This window comes from Kitasatospora sp. NPDC101801, from assembly GCF_044766665.1.
Taxonomy (GTDB): domain Bacteria; phylum Actinomycetota; class Actinomycetes; order Streptomycetales; family Streptomycetaceae; genus Kitasatospora.
The window spans coordinates 13,351-27,987 of record NZ_JBIWML010000062.1 but is presented as its reverse complement, the minus strand read 5'-3'; the positions used below and the strand labels follow the sequence as shown (position 1 = coordinate 27,987).

Below are 14,637 nucleotides of genomic sequence, written 5' to 3'. Positions count from 1 at the left end.
GTGCACGGGCGACTGGTGCACCTGCAGCATCCTCACCGACGAATACGCCGCCAGGCCCAACACCCCTCCACGAACTTCCGCGGAGCAGCACTAGCGGAGGACGAGGTTGCGCCCCGCACCCCAGCCCGCGGCGGCGGCCAGTGCGGCCATCACCAGGAGCAGCCCCAGCGGCAGCTCCCAGCCCCCGGTGAGCTGGTGCAGCGCACCTGCCCCGACCGGCCCGGCCGCGGCGACCAGGTAGCCGACCGCCTGCGACATGCTACCGAGCTGGGCGGCGCCGAGCGCACTGTCGGTCCGCAGCACCAGGAAGGCCAGCGCCAGTCCGAGCGAGCCGCCCTGGGCGAGGCCGAGCACGGTGGCGGAGACCCAGGCGCCGGAGACCGGCGCCAGCAGCAGGACGACCACGCCGGCCGCGTTCAGGGCGGCCATCGAGACGGCCAGGCCGCGCTGACGGGTCATCCGGCCGGCGATCAGCGGGACCAGGAAGGCGCCGGCCACCTGCACCAGGTTGCTGAACGCGAAGACCAGGCCGGCTTCGCCCCGGGCCATCCCGTGGTCGACCAGGATGGTGGGCAGCCAGGCGATCAGGGTGTAGACCATCAGCGAGGAGATGCCCATGAAGGCGCTCACCTGCCAGGCCAGGCCGGACTTCCAGACACCCTCGACCGGCTTCCCGGCCGGCGCCGCCGCGACCGCGGCCCGTTCCTGACGGGATCTCAGCACCTGCGGCAGCCAGGCCACCGCCGCCACCAGCGCGAGCAGCGACCAGGCGCCGAGCGAACCCTCCCAGCCGCCGCCGAACACCTTCTCGAGCGGTACCGAGACGGCCGCCGCCAGGGTGGCGCCGATCAGCATCGAGGTGGAGTAGACGCCGGTCATCGCGGCCGCCCGGCCGGGGAACTCGCGCTTGACCAGGCCCGGCATCGAGACGTTCAGCACCGCGATGGCGACCCCGATCACCATGCAACCGGCGTACAGCGCCAAGGAGTTGGGCAGCACCCGGAGCAGGATGCCGGCGCCGAGGGTGAGCACCGCGCCGAGCACCACCTTCTCCGCCCCGAACCGGCGGGTCAGCCGGGGGGTGAGCGGGGCGCCGAGGCCCTGGAACAGCACCGGCACGGTGGTGATCAGGCCGCTCGCGGTGGCGGACAGGCCGAAGGTGCGCTGGATCTCGCCGAGCAGCGGGGAGACGGCGGCCAGCGAGGCCCGCATGTTGAGGGCGACCAGCACGATGCCGAACAGCAGCAGTACGGGGTGCGCGAGATTGGTGCGGGTACGGACCTTCGGTGCGACGACCGGCTGGACCTGGGTGACCGACATGGTGCTGTTTTTCTCTCCGGGCAGGGGTGGACTACGAGAAGGACGTCGGGGACTGACCGGTCGTCATTTCCGCGCGGCGATGGCGGCCAGCAGTTGCTCGACCGCGCCGATCGGCTCGGCCAGCAGGGACCGACAGGCCGCCTCGGCCAGTTCCGGGTCGCCGCTCTCGATCGCGTCGACCAGGGCCTGGTGGGTGGCCACCACCACCTCGGGCATCTCGTGGTCACCGAACGAGGCCCGCATCGACTCGCGTACCGAGGCACCGAAGTAGCGGTACACCTCGGTCAGCGCGGGGTTGTGCGCGGCCTCCACCACGGCGGTGTGGAACTCCAGGTCGTGCTCGACGGTGGCCTCCCGCCCGGTCCGGTCGGGCTCGGCGGCGATGATCTCCGCCTCCCGGGCCAGCGCGGCCCGCATCCGGGCGATGTCCTCGGGGGTGTGCCGGAGCGCGGCCAGCCGGGCCGCCTCGGTCTCCAGCGCGGCCCGGACCTCCAGGACGTCCCGGACGCCCGAGCGCTGCACACCGCGCAGCACCGAGGCCGGGTCGCTGGTGCTCCGGACGAAGGTGCCCTCACCCTGCCGGGAGACCAGCATCCCCGCGTGCGCCAGCACCCGGATCGCCTCCCGGACGGTGTTGCGCCCCACCCCGAGCCGCTCGGCCAGCTCGTGCTCGGTCGGGATCCTCCCCCCGACCGGCCAGCTGCCGGCACTCAGCTGCTCCCGCAACTGCTCGATCGTCTCGTCCACCAGGGAACGACGCCCGGCGGCCTGCAGTCCGTCGCTGCTCATCGGGGGCTCCTCTCGCGGTGGACGACAGTCATCCTACAACTGCTTGTCCGGTCATCCTACAACTGGGGTGGGGGGTCGGCACCCCGATGTCATGGCCCCCGGGAACCGGGAGGCCGTAGCCTGCGTTTCTCCGTTCGCCGTTCGCCGTTCCCCTCTTCCGGAGTTGGAGTACCGCCCCATGGTGTTCAAGAAGCTGCTCGGTGCGCTCGGGGTCGGCGGCCCCACCGTCGACACCGTGCTGGCCACGCCGGCAGTGCAGCCCGGTGGACTGATCCAGGGGCAGGTCAACCTGGTGGGGGGCACCCAAGAGGCGAAGATCTCCGGCATCACGCTGACCCTGGTGGCCCGGGTGGAGATCGAGCACTCGGAGGGCGAGAGCGACGGCCTGGCCTCGTTCGCCCGCTACTCGGTCAGCCCGCCGCTGACCCTGGCCGCCGGTGAGCAGCGCTCGATCCCGTTCGCCGTCCCGGCGCCGTACGAGACGCCGGTGACCTCGGTGGCCGGGCAGCACCTGCACGGCATGTCGCTCGGTGTCCGGACCGAGGTGGAGATCAGCGGGGCCCGGGACAAGGGCGACGTCGACCCGCTCGGCATCGAGCCGCTGCCGCTCCAGCGCGGCGTGCTGGAGGCGTTCGCGGCGCTCGGCTTCCGTTTCCACAGTGCCGACCTGGAGTCCGGGCGGATCCGGGGCACCGGGCAGAGCCTGCCGTTCTACCAGGAGATCGAGTACCTGGCCGGGCCGCAGTACGCGCACCTGTTCAAGGCGCTGGAGCTGACCTTCCTGGCCACCGCCGACCGGGTCGAGGTGGTGCTCGAACTCGACCGCCGGAGCAGCGATGTGATCAACCGTCACGTGCTCGACCGGAGCTCGACCGGTCAGGACCTGACCGCCGTGGTGGACGGCTGGATCCGGCACGCCCTGGCGAACGCTCCGTCCGGGCACAGCGGTCACGGGTACGGTGGCGGGCACGGTTTCGGCGCTGGCCCGGTGGTCGGCGCGGCGGCCGGTGCGGTCGGCGGCCTGGTGCTGGAGGAGTTTGCGGACGAGTTCGTCGAGGAGATCTTCGAGGACTGATCCGGGGGCTGTCCGCCCAATGGGTAGCCCGGCCCGTGACTCCGCAATGTTGCCTTTATATGCTCCGCAGAAGCTCCGAAGGGCTGTATGCGGTTCTTTCCGACAACAGGGCCCACGGGAGCGGTGCTGACCGACCTGTTCCTGCCTGCTGGTGGAAGGTGTGCGTATGTCTGGCCAGAGGCCGGGGTCTTCGGACCACGACGCCGAATGGTGGCGTGACGACGTCTCCTACGGCGCGCCCTATCGCGACCCGTACCAGGAGCAGCAGCCCGCTCAGCAGTACCAGGGCCATGAGCCGCAGCCGACGCCCCGTCAGGCCGCCGTACCGGGCCGGCAGGGCGGCCGGGCCGAGGCCCGGCGGGCGCAGCAACAGCAGCAGGCCAGGGCCGAGGTGCCGCCGCCCGCAGGCCCCGGTGGGCGGGCGGCCGCCCGGGCCGCCGCCAAGGGCAAGGGCCGGGGCGGGCCGCCCGGGCCGGGCGGGAAGAAGCGCAACCGGAAGAAGGTCGTGGCCTGGGTGGCGACCGGGGCGCTCGCTCTGGTGGTGCTCACCGGCGGCGCGCTCTACCTGAAGCTGAACGGCAACATCACCACCTTCGACAAGGACGGCCTGAGCACCGACCGCCCCGACGCCGCCGCCCCCGACGCGAACGGCAACACCCCGATCAACGTGCTGCTGATCGGCTCCGACTCACGGGCCGGCGGCAACGCCGACCTGGGCGGCGGTGAGGACGGCGGTGCCCGCTCCGACACCACGATCCTGCTGCACGTCTACGCCGACCGGAAGCACGCCGTCGGTGTCTCCTTCCCCCGCGACGCGATGACTCCCCGGCCCAAGTGCAAGCTGCCGAACGGGAAGTGGACCAAGGAGGAGACGAGCATCCAGTTCAACTCCGCGTTCTCGGTCGGTGAGACCGACGTCGGCAACCCGGCCTGCACCCAGAACACCGTGGAGAAGATCACCGGCCTGCGGGTCGACCACACCATCGTGGTCAACTTCCAGGGCTTCGCCTCGATGACCAGCGCGATCGGCGGCGTCAACGTCTGTCTCCCGAACGCCGTCTACGAGAACGACCTCAACCCCAAGCTCCCGCGCAAGGGCAAGCAGATCTTCCCCAAGGGCGAGCAGACCGTCTCCGGCCAGAAGGCGCTCGACTACGTGCGGCTCCGGCACGGCGTCGGCGACGGCTCCGACATCGGCCGGATGAAGCGTCAGCAGGCCTTCCTGTCCGCCCTGATCAAGGACGTCAAGGGCAAGGGCATGGACGCCACCACCCTGCTCCCGCTGGCCGACGCGGCCACCAAGTCGCTGATCGTGGACGAGGACCTCGGCTCGCCCACCAAGTTGCTGTCGTTCGCGCTGTCGATGAAGAACATCGACCTGCACAACATTCAGTTCATCACCGCCCCGTGGCGCTTCGAAGGCGCCCGGGTCGCCCTGACGCCCGAGGCCGCCGTGCTCTGGCAGGCGCTCAAGACCGGCAAGACGCTGGACGGCCAGGACGCCAACGCCGCCGGTGCGGCCCCCGCCTCGCAGGCTCCGGCCGCACCCGCCGGCTCGGCGCCGGCCGCACCGCCGGCCGCCGTCAAGGGCGCCGGCATCAAGGTCTCGGTCTACAACGGCACCACCACCGCCGGGCTCACCGCCGGGGCGGTGAACGCCCTCAAGGAGTCCAGCTTCACCGTCGGCACGGTCGGCAACGCCTCCACCCAGACCCACGCCACCACCCTGGTCCAGTACGGCCCAGGCCAGAAGGCGTCCGCCCAGACCGTCGCCGCCCTGTTCCCCGGTGCCACCTTGGAGTCCTCCACCAAGGCGGGCATCAACCTGGTCCTCGGCAAGGACTACGCCGCCGCCAACGGCGGCACCACCACCCCGGCCACCACCCCGACCGCCATCCCCAGCAGCATCGCCCAAGCCGCCCGCCCCGCAGACACCGCCGCCTGCGACGACGTCTCCTACGGCCCCGCCGGAGGCTAGCCTGATTGGGGCCCTGCTGTTGGCAGGTGGCTCGGCATTTACGGTCAGGGGCTCGGGGAACTGCGACGCCGGCCCTTGCAAGGTGATCGTCGCGTAGGTGGTCAGGCACTTTCGCAGTGACCCCGGCGCCGGATCTCCTCGCAGTTCCCCGAGCCCCTGGGTAGTAGACGGCTGAGCACCTGCCTGCAGCGCAGCACCGAGCCCCCCGGACCGTAGCTGCCCGAGCGCCTGCGAAAGACGCAGCCCGGCCTACGAGAAGAGCCGCTCCAGCACGACGGCCACGCCGTCCTCGTCGTTGCTGACGGTCACTTCGTCCGCCACCGCGAGCACCTGCTCGTGGGCGTTGGCCATCGCCACCCCGTGCGCGGCCCAGCCGAACATCGGCACGTCGTTCGGCATGTCCCCGAACGCGATCGTCCGGGAACCCTTCACGCCGAGCCGGTGCGCCGCCACCGCGAGGCCGGTGGCCTTGGTGAGGCCGAGCGGGAGCAGCTCCACGATGCCGGCCCCGGCCATGGTGACGCCGACCAGGTCGCCGGCGACCCGATGGGCCACCTCCGCCAGGGAGTCGTCGCCGTGCCCGGGGTGCTGGACGTAGAGCTTGCTGATCGGAGCCACCAGCAGCTCATCGACGCCGACCTGACGGATCGGCAGCCCGGTGCCGATCTCCAGCTGGTAGCCAGGGCCGCAGAGCACCTCGCCGTCCAGCCCGTCCTGGTTGGCCGCGATCGCCAGCGTGCCGATCTCGGCCTCGATCTTGGCGACCGCCTCGGCGGCCGCCCGGCGGTCCAGGGTGAGCGAGGTGAGCAGCCGGTGCTCCCCGGCGTCGTAGACCTGGGCGCCCTGCCCGCAGACCGCGAGGCCGGTGTAGCCGATCTCGTCGAACACCGGCCGGGCCCAGACCGCGGACCGGCCGGTGACGATGATGTGCAGCGCCCCGGCCGCGACGGCGGTGGCCAGCGCGGCGCGGGTGCGCGGGGTGACGGTCTCCGCCGAGTTCAGCAGTGTCCCGTCCAGGTCGGTGGCGACCAACCCGTAGGGCAGGGCGGTCACTTGACCGGTTCCAGGACGGCTCGCCCGCCCAGGAAGGGCCGCAGCGCCTCCGGTACGGCGACCGAACCGTCGGCCAGCTGGTGGTTCTCCAGGATCGCCACGATCATGCGCGGGACGGCGACCAGCGTGCCGTTCAGGGTGGCCAGCGGACGGACCTTGCCGCCCTCCTCGCGCAGCCGGATGGCGAGCCGGCGGGACTGGAACTCGGTGCAGTTCGAGGTCGAGGTGACCTCGCGGTACTTGCCCTGGGTCGGGATCCAGGCCTCGATGTCGAACTTCCGCACCGCCGAGGAGCCGAGGTCGCCGGAGGCGACGTCGATCACCCGGTAGGGGAGTTCGAGCGCGTTGAGGAAGTCCTTCTCCCACTGGAGCAGGCGGCGGTGCTCGGCCTCGGCGTCCTCGGGCGTGGCGAAGACGAACATCTCCACCTTCTCGAACTGGTGCACCCGGATGATGCCCCGGGTGTCCTTGCCGTAGGTGCCGGCCTCGCGCCGGAAGCAGGACGAGTAACCGGCGTACCGCAGCGGCAGCTTGGCCTCGTCGATGATCTCGTCCATGTGGTACGCGGCGAGCGGGACCTCGCTGGTGCCGACCAGGTAGCGGTCCTCTTCCTCGAGGAAGTAGACGTTCTCCGCCGCCTGGCCGAGGAAGCCGGTGCCGTCCATGGCTGCCGGGCGGACCAGGGCCGGGGTGATCATCGGGGTGAAGCCGGCCTCGACCGCCTGCGCCACCGCCATGTTGACCAGGGCGAGCTCCAGCAGCGCGCCGACGCCGGTCAGGTAGTAGGAGCGCGAGCCGGCCACCTTGGCGCCGCGCTCGGTGTCGATCGCGCCGAGCACCTTGCCCAACTCGACGTGGTCCTTGGGCTCGAAGCCCTCGGCCGCGAAGTCGCGCGGGGTGCCGATCTCCTCCAGCGTGACGAAGTCCTCCTCGCCACCGACCGGGGCGGCGGGGTCGATGAGGTTGGCCAGCTGACGGATCAGCCGGTCGGCCTCCTCGTTGGCCTCGCGCTGCTCGGCCTCGGCGACCTTGACCTCGGCGGCCAGCTCGCCGGTGCGCTTGAGAAGGGCGCTCTTCTCGTCACCCTGGGCCTTGGGGATCTGCTTGCCGAGCGTCTTCTGCTCGTTGCGCAGGTCGTCGAAGCGACTGCCCGAGGAGCGGCGCCGTTCGTCGGCGGAGAGGAGGGCGTCGACCAGGTCGACGTCCTCACCACGGGCACGCTGCGAGGCGCGCACTCGGTCGGGGTCCTCACGGAGCAGGCGAAGGTCAATCACGGGGCCCAGCCTACCGGGGCAGGGCTGCCGGACCGGAACCCGTTTCGGTGTCGCGGTTCGGGCCGTTGGGGCGCTAGGGGCCGGAGTGTCGACTCCGCGTCGGATATGTCGCTTTCTGCCCGCTTCTCTGGCATCCTGCCCGCGGCCATCCACCCTTCTGCAGGTCAGCGGGGTGTGGACGTGGCCCGGGGCCTGGGGATAACTGCCGCCAACCTGTGGATAACTGCTGTGCGGAGCCCGCTCCGAGCCGGATTTCCACAGGCCCGCAGGCGGGCCTGTGGATGACCGAGATGTGCAGGCAGCTCCCGCGATCTGCGAAGGAATTGGGGTTTCAAACCTCGATTCCTCCTCTCAGGTGAGGGAATTCGCGCACTCGGACGGGTGATTTGCCAGTGGAAGGATGACTCTGGTCCGATTAGTCGGCTCTAGCCGAGAAGCGGATGATCTGACCGCCCCGGCCAGTGGATATGCCGGTTTGTCGACTCGTCCCCAAGCCTGTGGATAACTGTGGATAACTCGGCCGTTCCCGGCCTGTGGATGGATCGGGGGACTGTGGACGAAGCCGTCCGCCCGCCGACGGGTTCGGCGGGCGGCGGCAGGGAACGGTCGATCGACCGGCCGGGTGAAGCTATCGGCGCGTCGGAAACTGACATTTCCCGGCAGGAAATGATCGCAATGGAGCAACTCCGGCCAGAGTGGCCTCAGACCTCGCCGCGCCCGTCCAGAGCACGGGAGAGCCAGTCGGCGGCCAGGCTGAAATCCTGGTCCGAGGTGCCGGGCCGCAACGCGGTCGGCCGTCCCCGGTCGGCCCGGGGATAGGAGCCGAGGAACCGCACCTGCGGGCAGATCCGCCGCAGCCCCATCAGCGCCTCGCTCACCCGGCGCTCGCTCAGGTGGCCCTCGCAGTCGATCAGGAAGCAGTAGTTCCCGAGACCCTCGCCGGTCGGCCGGGACTCGATCCGCATCAGGTTGATCCCCCGCACCGCGAACTCCTGGAGCAGCTCCAGCAGCGCGCCCGGGTGGTCGTCCGGCAGCCAGACCACCATCGAGGTCTTGTCCGCCCCGGTCGGCGAGGACACCCGGCCCGGCCGCCCCACCAGGACGAACCTGGTGGTCGCGTTGGCCGCGTCGTGGATGTCGGTGACCAGCGCCTCGAGACTGTAGATCGGCGCCGCGAACTCCCCGGCGAACGCCCCGTCGAACCGGCCCTCCTGCACCAGCCGCGCGCCGTCCGCGTTCGAGGCGGCCGACTCCCAGCGGGCGTCCGGCAGGTTCGCCGCGAGCCAGCGGCGCACCTGCGGCTGGGCCACCGGGTGACTGGTGACGGTCTTGATGTCGTCCAGCGCCGTCCCCGGCCGCACCAGCAGCGCGAACGAGATCGGCAGCAGCACCTCACGGTAGATCATCAGGGCCGTGCCGGTGGCGAGTTCGTCACTGGTGGCGGTGACGGCACCCTCGACGGAGTTCTCGACCGGCACGAACGCGCCGCTCGCCTCGCCCGCCCGCACCGCGTCCAGCACGGCCGGCACCGACGCCAGCGGCACCAGCTCCCGGGTCGCGGCCTCCGGCAGCGTACGCAGCGCCGCCTCCGTGAACGTTCCGGCGGGGCCGAGGTAGGTGTAGCGGGTGGCCGACATGCCGCCTCCGTACGAAATGCATCTGGTGCTGCCCGACCAACCCACCATAGTCACTCCCCCGACCCACCACCCCCGCCGTCCGCCCCGTGGGCAGGATGCGCACCATCAGGGGCTCGGCGCTCTGCTGATCTGCGGCTCCGCCGCGTGGGCGACGCCGGCCCGTACAAGGCGATCGTCGCGTAGGTGGTGAGGCACTTTGCCGTGATGCCCGCCAGCCAAGAACCGTCGCAGAGCCCCGAGCCCCCGGTTGGTCAACGGCTGAGCACCTGCCTATTCGAGCAGGAACTGCCCGACGTACCCACCCTCGGGCGCCCCCGGCGGGACCACGTAGAGCCCGCTGGCCTCGTGCCGGAGGAAGCGGGAGAGCCCGTCCCCCCGCGCCAGCTTCCGTTGCACCGGCACGAACCCCTTCATCGGATCGGCCTGGAAGGCCACGAACAGCAGCCCCGCGTCCGGCGACCCGTCCGCCGTCACCCCGTCCGCGTACGAGAACCCGCGTCGCAGCATGGTGGCCCCGCCGTTCGAGGCCGGTGCCGCCACCCGGACGTGGGCGTCGGCCGGGACGGCCAGGGTGCCGTCCGAGGCCCGGGCGGACAGGTCGACCGGGGTGGTCTCGGTGCCGCCCGAGAGCGGGGCGCCGTCCGACTTGCGGCGGCCGACCACCCGCTCCTGACGGTCCGTCGGCAGGTTCTCCCAGTTGTCGAGCAGCATCCTGATCCGCCGGACCACCGCGTACGTGCCGTCGGCCGGCCAGCCGTCGCCCGCCCCGCTGGTGAAGATCTTCTCCTCGAAGCCGTCCTGGCCGGGCTTCGGGTTGTTGGTGCCGTCGACCTGGCCCATCAGGTTGCGGCCGGTCATCGGGTGCGCGGTGGCGCCCGGGGTCCGGCTGAAGCCGGCCATCTGCCAGCGCAGGGTGGCCAGCCCGGCGGCCTGCCGCTGGAGCACCCGCAGGGCGTGGAAGACCACCAGGGCGTCGTCGGCGCCGATCTGCACCCAGAGGTCGCCGTCGCTGCGGGCCCGGTCGATGGCGTCCTCGGGGAAGTCCGGCAGGGGGGTCAGTGCGGCCGGGCGACGGTCCGTCAGACCGGCCTTGTCGAACAGCGTGGCGCCGAAGCCGAAGGTGACGGTCAGCGAGCAGGGCCCGGTGTCCCGGGCGATCTGGTTCTCCGCCGACGGTGCGTCCTCGCCCCGGACCAGCTTCGCGGCCGTCGCGGACCACTGCTGCAGCAGCTTCCGCAGCCCGTCCCGCCCGGCCCCGTCGACCAGGTCGAAGGCGGCCAACTGGACCCGGGCCTGGGCGGGTTGCAGGATGCCCGCCTGCCGGGGGCCGTGGAACGGGACGGACGCCCGGCCGAGCGCGTCGCCGGTGCCTGAGGGGCCGGGGGCGGCCAGGGCCTGCCGCCCCAGCGCGCCACCGGCCGCCCCGAGGGCCAGGCCCGCCCCCGCGCTGCCCAGCAGGGCCCGGCGGGAGGGGCGGAAAGCTCCGGAGGAGGGGGTCATGCGGAGTCAGCCGATCTTCAGCGGTTTGACCTCGGTCACCTGGTCGATGTCGGAGGACCGGACGGTCACCGACACCACCCAGTTGCCCGCGAGCGGGAGTTGGCCGGTGCCGGACCAGCGGCCCGGACCCTCGGCCTTCAGGGTGACCGGGAGCGGGCCGAGATCCCGGTCCGGCAGCGTGAAGGCGACCTCCACCTCGGGCACCTCGACCGGCTGCCCGGCGGTGTCGGTCAGGGCGAGCCGCACGTCGTTCAGCCCGACGCCGGCCGGGTTGAGGGTGACGGTGGCGGTGCCCTTGGCGTTCGGGGTGCGGCCACCGGTGTCGTACGGGAGCTTGAGCTCCACGGTCTTCCCCGGCACCGTGACGGCGCCCGCCGCCGGTGCGGTCGCGCCGCTCCCCGGGGCGGCGGCGACCGCCTCGGCCACCTTGCCGGGCGGGGTGTTGGTCAGCATCGTGGTGACCACCAGGATCACCACCGCGACGGCGGCCTCGACCAGGACCGACCGGCGCAGCCCCGCCTGGGCGGGCGTGCCGTCGCGCTCCTGACGCACCGTCGCCTCCGCCCGGGCCGCCTGCTGCCTGGCCAGCTGCGCGGCCCGCACCGGGTCGGCCCCGTCAGGCACGGACCCGGTGGTCGGGGGCTCCTCGGTCGTCACCGGCCCGGCCGGAGCCGCGTCGGGGGCCGAGCGCAGCCGGGCCACCCAGCCCCGGGAGAACCAGGCGACGCCCACCATCGCGACCACGGCGCCGGTCTTGATCAGCAGCAGCCGACCGTACTCGGTGTCCACCAGCGCGCCCCAGCTGCCCAGTCCGCGCCAGGCCTGGTAGACACCGGTCAGCACCAGCACCCCGACCGCGCCGAACGCCAGCTTGGAGAACAGCTCGACCGCCCGCAACCCGGCCCCGTTGCGCAGCGCGAGCAGCAGGGTGGTCAGCCCGCCCAGCCAGAGCGCCATCGCCAGCAGGTGCACCATCGCGGCCGGCAGGGCCAGCCAGACCTGCTCGCCGACCGAGGCGTGGTCCGCCCCGGCCCAGGTGGCGGAGAGTGCCACGGCCAGCACCAGGCCGGCCACGCCGAGGCCCAACCGGGCGTCCCGGAGCGGCCGTTCGGCCGCCCGCCGCTCCAACTGCCGCAGCTCGTCGGGCTCGTCGGCTTCGTCCTCGCCGGTCTGCGGGGTGGGCTCCGGCCTGCTCTGTCCCAACTGTCCGACCAGCAGCGACAGGAAGACCCCGGCCGCCGCCAGCAGCAGCAGCCGGACCGACAGCGCCGTCCCGATCCGCTCGTCCAGGGTGCTGCGGACCAGGGTGAGGTCGAGCGCCTGCCCGATCCCGGTGCCCCGCTCGTACGGGCCGCGCAGCAGCAGCACCGCGACGGTGGAGACCAGCAGCGCCACCCAGCCGGTCATCAGCAGTCGCTGCACCGACCGGACCGCCGCCCCGGCGGGCCAGCAGACCAGCACGAACGCCGCCGCCCCGGCCAGCAGCGCGAAGGCGGCGTACGCGATCGTCCGGCCGGTGCCGTAGGCGAAGGCGACCACGCCGTCCGCCTCGACGTTCTGGAGGGCGGCGGCCGAGACGGTGGTCGCGGAGGGGGCGCCGATCGAGAAGGTGAAGGCGCCGCCGATCGGGTGCGAGTCCTCCGAGACGGCCCGCCAGGCCACCGTGTAGGTGCCGTTGGCGAGGCCGCTGCGGAGCGCGACCCGGGCGGTGGCCGCTTTGCCGTCGACGTGACCGGGCTCGCCGGAGTCGACCGAGGTGCCGTCGGGGCCGAGCACCCGGACCGAGTCGGGGGAGAGCGAGACGCCCTCGCTGAAGGTCAGCGTCACGGTGGCCGGCGCGGTGGCCACCACCGCGTTGTTCGCCGGGTCGGTGGAGACCAGCGTCGCGTGCGCGGCCGCCGTACCGGCGCCGCCGATCAGCAACAGCACGGCCGTACCGACGACCGTCAGCAGGGCACCAAGCCTCTTCCACATGAGCTACTGGCTCCCGGGTCGGTAGGTGAGGGGCTCGACCGGCACCTGGACGGCGATGGTCCCGCCCTTGGCGAAGGTGAGTTCGAGTTCGAGGCGGTCGCCGACCACGGGTGCCTTCGTCCAGCCCATGATCATGAGGTGGTTGCCGCCCCGGGAGAGCTGCAGCTCGCCGTTGGCGGGCACCGGGAAGGACGTCACGTCCTCCATCGTCCGCTCGGTGGAGCGGTGCATGGTGACCGAGCTGGCGCCGGGGCTGCTCACCCCGACCAGCTCGTCGCCGGCCGCCCCGGAGTTACGGACCGTCAGGTAGCCGGCCGCCATCCCGCCCGGGCTCGCCGGCGCCGGGATGTAGGAGTCCACCACGGCCAGCTTCGTCACTGCGGCGGGGCTGTCGGAGCCGCAGCCGACCAGCACCGTGCCGACGGTCAGCGCCGCGGCCAGACCGGCCCCGAGCAGGGCCCGGCGGCCGAACGGGCTCACGCCGGCACCCCCTTGGCCAGCAGCGGCAGGTCGTGCTCGAAGGTCTGCACCGAGGTGCTGCTCAGGTAGAGCAGGTGCGCCTGGTCGTCCTGCGGCAGGAAGGTCAGCACCTGGGCGCCGTGCGAGGAGGTGACGCTGCCGTCCTTGTTCACGATCGGGTCCTCGACCAGGACACCGAGCGACTTGGCGGCCGTCTTCACCTGGTTCAGGTCGCCGGTCAGCCCGATGAAGCTCTTGCCCATCGCGTCCAGCCAGGTGCGCAGCACCTGCGGGGTGTCCCGCTGCGGGTCGGTGGAGACGAAGACCACGTCGATCTTCTTCTGCTCCTCCGCCGGGAGCTTGGACATCGCCACGCCGATGTCGCCCATCGTGGTCGGGCAGACGTCCGGGCAGCTGGTGTAGCCGAAGAACAGCAGGGTGGGCCGCCCGGCGGTCTGCTTGCGCAGGTCGAAGGGCTGCCCCGAGGTGTCGGTGAGGGTCAGCTCGGGCTTCTCGAAGTGCTTGCCCAGCACGGTGGCCTGGTAGGGCGAGCTGCTGCTCTCCTTCGAGACCCTGGCCGGGCCGTCGGCGCTGCCGGCACCGGAGCCGCAGGCGGTCAGGGCGAGGGCGGCGGTCAGCGCGAGGGCGGCGGCGCCGAGCAGTCGGGAGGAAGGGGTACGTGCCATTGCGGGGGTCCGATCGTGGAGCGTGCTGCGGCGGGCCCCGGCCGCCGCGTGGCTCGCGGCGGCCGGGGCCCGCCCGGAATCAGGAGGCGCTGTTCTTGCGGCGCAGGCCGAGCACGCCGAGCCCGGCACCGATGACGCCGACCACGATGCCGACCACACCGAGGGTGCGGGCGGTGGAGTCGTCCGAGTTCGTCGAGGCGTGGTCGGCGGCCTGGTCCTTGGCGGCGTCGGCGGAACCGGCGCCGTGGTGGTCACCGGCACCGGCGGCGGGGGCCTTGGTCAGGGTCAGCACCGGGGCGGGCTTGGCGGGCTCGGCCTGGCCCTCCTTGGCCTCGTCGATCCAGCGCACCACGTCACCGTTGTCGTAGGTCTGCAGTGCCTTGAAGGTGAGCTTCTCGGTGTCGTCGGGCATCGCGCCGAGCGAGACCGAGAAGTCCTGGTACTGGCCGGGGCCGATCTTGGTGCCCGCGTCGGCGGTCCAGGTGATCTTGGAGACCGCCTCGGTGATGTCCTTGCCGTGCGACTTCAGCGGCTTGTCGAGCTTGGACTTCTCCAGGGTGGCGGTCCAGCCCGGGATCGGCTGGGTGCGGACCGAGGCCATCGGGTGGTCCAGCGGAAGGTTGACCTCCAGCTTCACCGTCGAGGCGGAGTCGCTCTCGTTCGGCACCCGGAAGGCGACGGCGCTGTAGCCGCCCTGCTGGGCCGAGCCCGGCTGGACGGTGACGTGCGCGAAGGCGGGGGCGGCCAGCGCGACCACGGAGGCCGCGGCGACGGTGGCGGCAGCGGCGAGACGACGGGCAGGAGAGATACGCATGGAAGTGGGCTCCAACGGAGACGGGCACGCGGGCAGGCCGGAACGGCGGCGCGCGTACGCAGGGGGGAGTGACGGACA

The 14,637-nt window shown here is 72.2% G+C and carries 12 protein-coding genes; 2 read left to right on the top strand and 10 right to left on the bottom strand.

Features of this window, described 5'->3' with window-relative positions; translation table 11 throughout:
- Window positions 1-90 precede the first annotated feature (90 nt).
- Window positions 91-1,320: a CynX/NimT family MFS transporter gene (locus ACIRPK_RS35035; protein ID WP_403046519.1), complete on the bottom strand. Its 1,230-nt coding sequence runs from the start codon at window positions 1,318-1,320 to the stop codon at window positions 91-93.
- 63 nt (window positions 1,321-1,383) lie between these two features.
- Window positions 1,384-2,109 carry a FadR/GntR family transcriptional regulator gene (locus ACIRPK_RS35030; protein WP_403046517.1) on the bottom strand — a complete coding sequence of 242 codons (726 nt, stop codon included), beginning with the start codon at window positions 2,107-2,109 and terminating at the stop codon, window positions 1,384-1,386.
- Window positions 2,110-2,287: 178 nt separating this feature from the next.
- Here ACIRPK_RS35030 and ACIRPK_RS35025 point away from each other — a divergent pair, with 178 nt between their 5' ends.
- Both ACIRPK_RS35025 and ACIRPK_RS35020 read left to right on the top strand, forming a co-directional pair.
- A complete protein-coding gene (locus tag ACIRPK_RS35025) occupies window positions 2,288-3,184 on the top strand; it encodes a sporulation protein (RefSeq protein ID WP_403046515.1) in 897 nt (298 codons plus the stop codon).
- A 166-nt stretch (window positions 3,185-3,350) separates the two neighbouring features.
- Complete coding sequence (locus tag ACIRPK_RS35020; protein WP_403046513.1) at window positions 3,351-5,162, top strand: LCP family protein; 1,812 nt, start codon at window positions 3,351-3,353, stop codon at window positions 5,160-5,162.
- 249 nt (window positions 5,163-5,411) lie between these two features.
- Here ACIRPK_RS35020 and ACIRPK_RS35015 read toward each other — a convergent pair whose 3' ends face one another.
- The 8 genes from ACIRPK_RS35015 to ACIRPK_RS34980 all read right to left on the bottom strand — a co-directional run bounded on the left by ACIRPK_RS35015 (window position 5,412) and on the right by ACIRPK_RS34980 (window position 14,559).
- Window positions 5,412-6,215 (bottom strand): HAD family hydrolase, encoded by an 804-nt coding sequence (locus tag ACIRPK_RS35015; RefSeq protein ID WP_403046511.1) that lies wholly within the window; start codon window positions 6,213-6,215, stop codon window positions 5,412-5,414.
- The gene (gene serS, locus ACIRPK_RS35010; RefSeq protein WP_403046508.1) at window positions 6,212-7,489 is read right to left on the bottom strand and encodes a serine--tRNA ligase; all 1,278 of its coding nucleotides are present in this window, start codon (window positions 7,487-7,489) and stop codon (window positions 6,212-6,214) included. The genes ACIRPK_RS35015 and serS overlap by 4 nt, the downstream gene beginning before the upstream one ends.
- Before the next feature lie 701 nt (window positions 7,490-8,190).
- A complete protein-coding gene (pheA, locus tag ACIRPK_RS35005) occupies window positions 8,191-9,126 on the bottom strand; it encodes a prephenate dehydratase (protein WP_403046506.1) in 936 nt (311 codons plus the stop codon).
- Window positions 9,127-9,396: 270 nt separating this feature from the next.
- Window positions 9,397-10,626, bottom strand: coding sequence for an iron uptake transporter deferrochelatase/peroxidase subunit (efeB, locus tag ACIRPK_RS35000; RefSeq protein WP_403046504.1), 1,230 nt, complete (start codon window positions 10,624-10,626; stop codon window positions 9,397-9,399).
- A 6-nt stretch (window positions 10,627-10,632) separates the two neighbouring features.
- Complete coding sequence (locus ACIRPK_RS34995) at window positions 10,633-12,600, bottom strand: FixH family protein (protein ID WP_403046501.1); 1,968 nt, start codon at window positions 12,598-12,600, stop codon at window positions 10,633-10,635.
- Window positions 12,601-12,603: 3 nt separating this feature from the next.
- The gene (locus ACIRPK_RS34990; RefSeq protein ID WP_403046499.1) at window positions 12,604-13,080 is read right to left on the bottom strand and encodes a copper chaperone PCu(A)C; all 477 of its coding nucleotides are present in this window, start codon (window positions 13,078-13,080) and stop codon (window positions 12,604-12,606) included.
- On the bottom strand, window positions 13,077-13,745 hold the full coding sequence (locus ACIRPK_RS34985) for an SCO family protein (protein WP_403046496.1): 669 nt from the start codon (window positions 13,743-13,745) through the stop codon (window positions 13,077-13,079). Before ACIRPK_RS34985 ends, ACIRPK_RS34990 begins: the two co-directional genes overlap by 4 nt.
- Window positions 13,746-13,824: 79 nt before the next feature.
- Window positions 13,825-14,559, bottom strand: a complete 735-nt coding sequence (locus ACIRPK_RS34980) for a YcnI family protein (protein WP_403046493.1) — start codon at window positions 14,557-14,559, stop codon at window positions 13,825-13,827.
- Window positions 14,560-14,637: the final 78 nt, after the last annotated feature.

Bases quoted from the DNA above. Each gene is read 5' to 3' on its own strand.
- ACIRPK_RS35035 (WP_403046519.1), bottom strand. From the start codon at position 1,320: ATGTCGGTCACCCAGGTCCAGCCGGTCGTCGCACCGAAGGTCCGTACC.
- ACIRPK_RS35030 (WP_403046517.1), bottom strand. From the start codon at position 2,109: ATGAGCAGCGACGGACTGCAGGCCGCCGGGCGTCGTTCCCTGGTGGAC.
- ACIRPK_RS35025 (WP_403046515.1), top strand. From the start codon at position 2,288: ATGGTGTTCAAGAAGCTGCTCGGTGCGCTCGGGGTCGGCGGCCCCACC.
- ACIRPK_RS35020 (WP_403046513.1), top strand. From the start codon at position 3,351: ATGTCTGGCCAGAGGCCGGGGTCTTCGGACCACGACGCCGAATGGTGG.
- pheA (WP_403046506.1), bottom strand. From the start codon at position 9,126: ATGTCGGCCACCCGCTACACCTACCTCGGCCCCGCCGGAACGTTCACG.
- efeB (WP_403046504.1), bottom strand. From the start codon at position 10,626: ATGACCCCCTCCTCCGGAGCTTTCCGCCCCTCCCGCCGGGCCCTGCTG.
- ACIRPK_RS34995 (WP_403046501.1), bottom strand. From the start codon at position 12,600: ATGTGGAAGAGGCTTGGTGCCCTGCTGACGGTCGTCGGTACGGCCGTG.
- ACIRPK_RS34985 (WP_403046496.1), bottom strand. From the start codon at position 13,745: ATGGCACGTACCCCTTCCTCCCGACTGCTCGGCGCCGCCGCCCTCGCG.
- ACIRPK_RS34980 (WP_403046493.1), bottom strand. From the start codon at position 14,559: ATGCGTATCTCTCCTGCCCGTCGTCTCGCCGCTGCCGCCACCGTCGCC.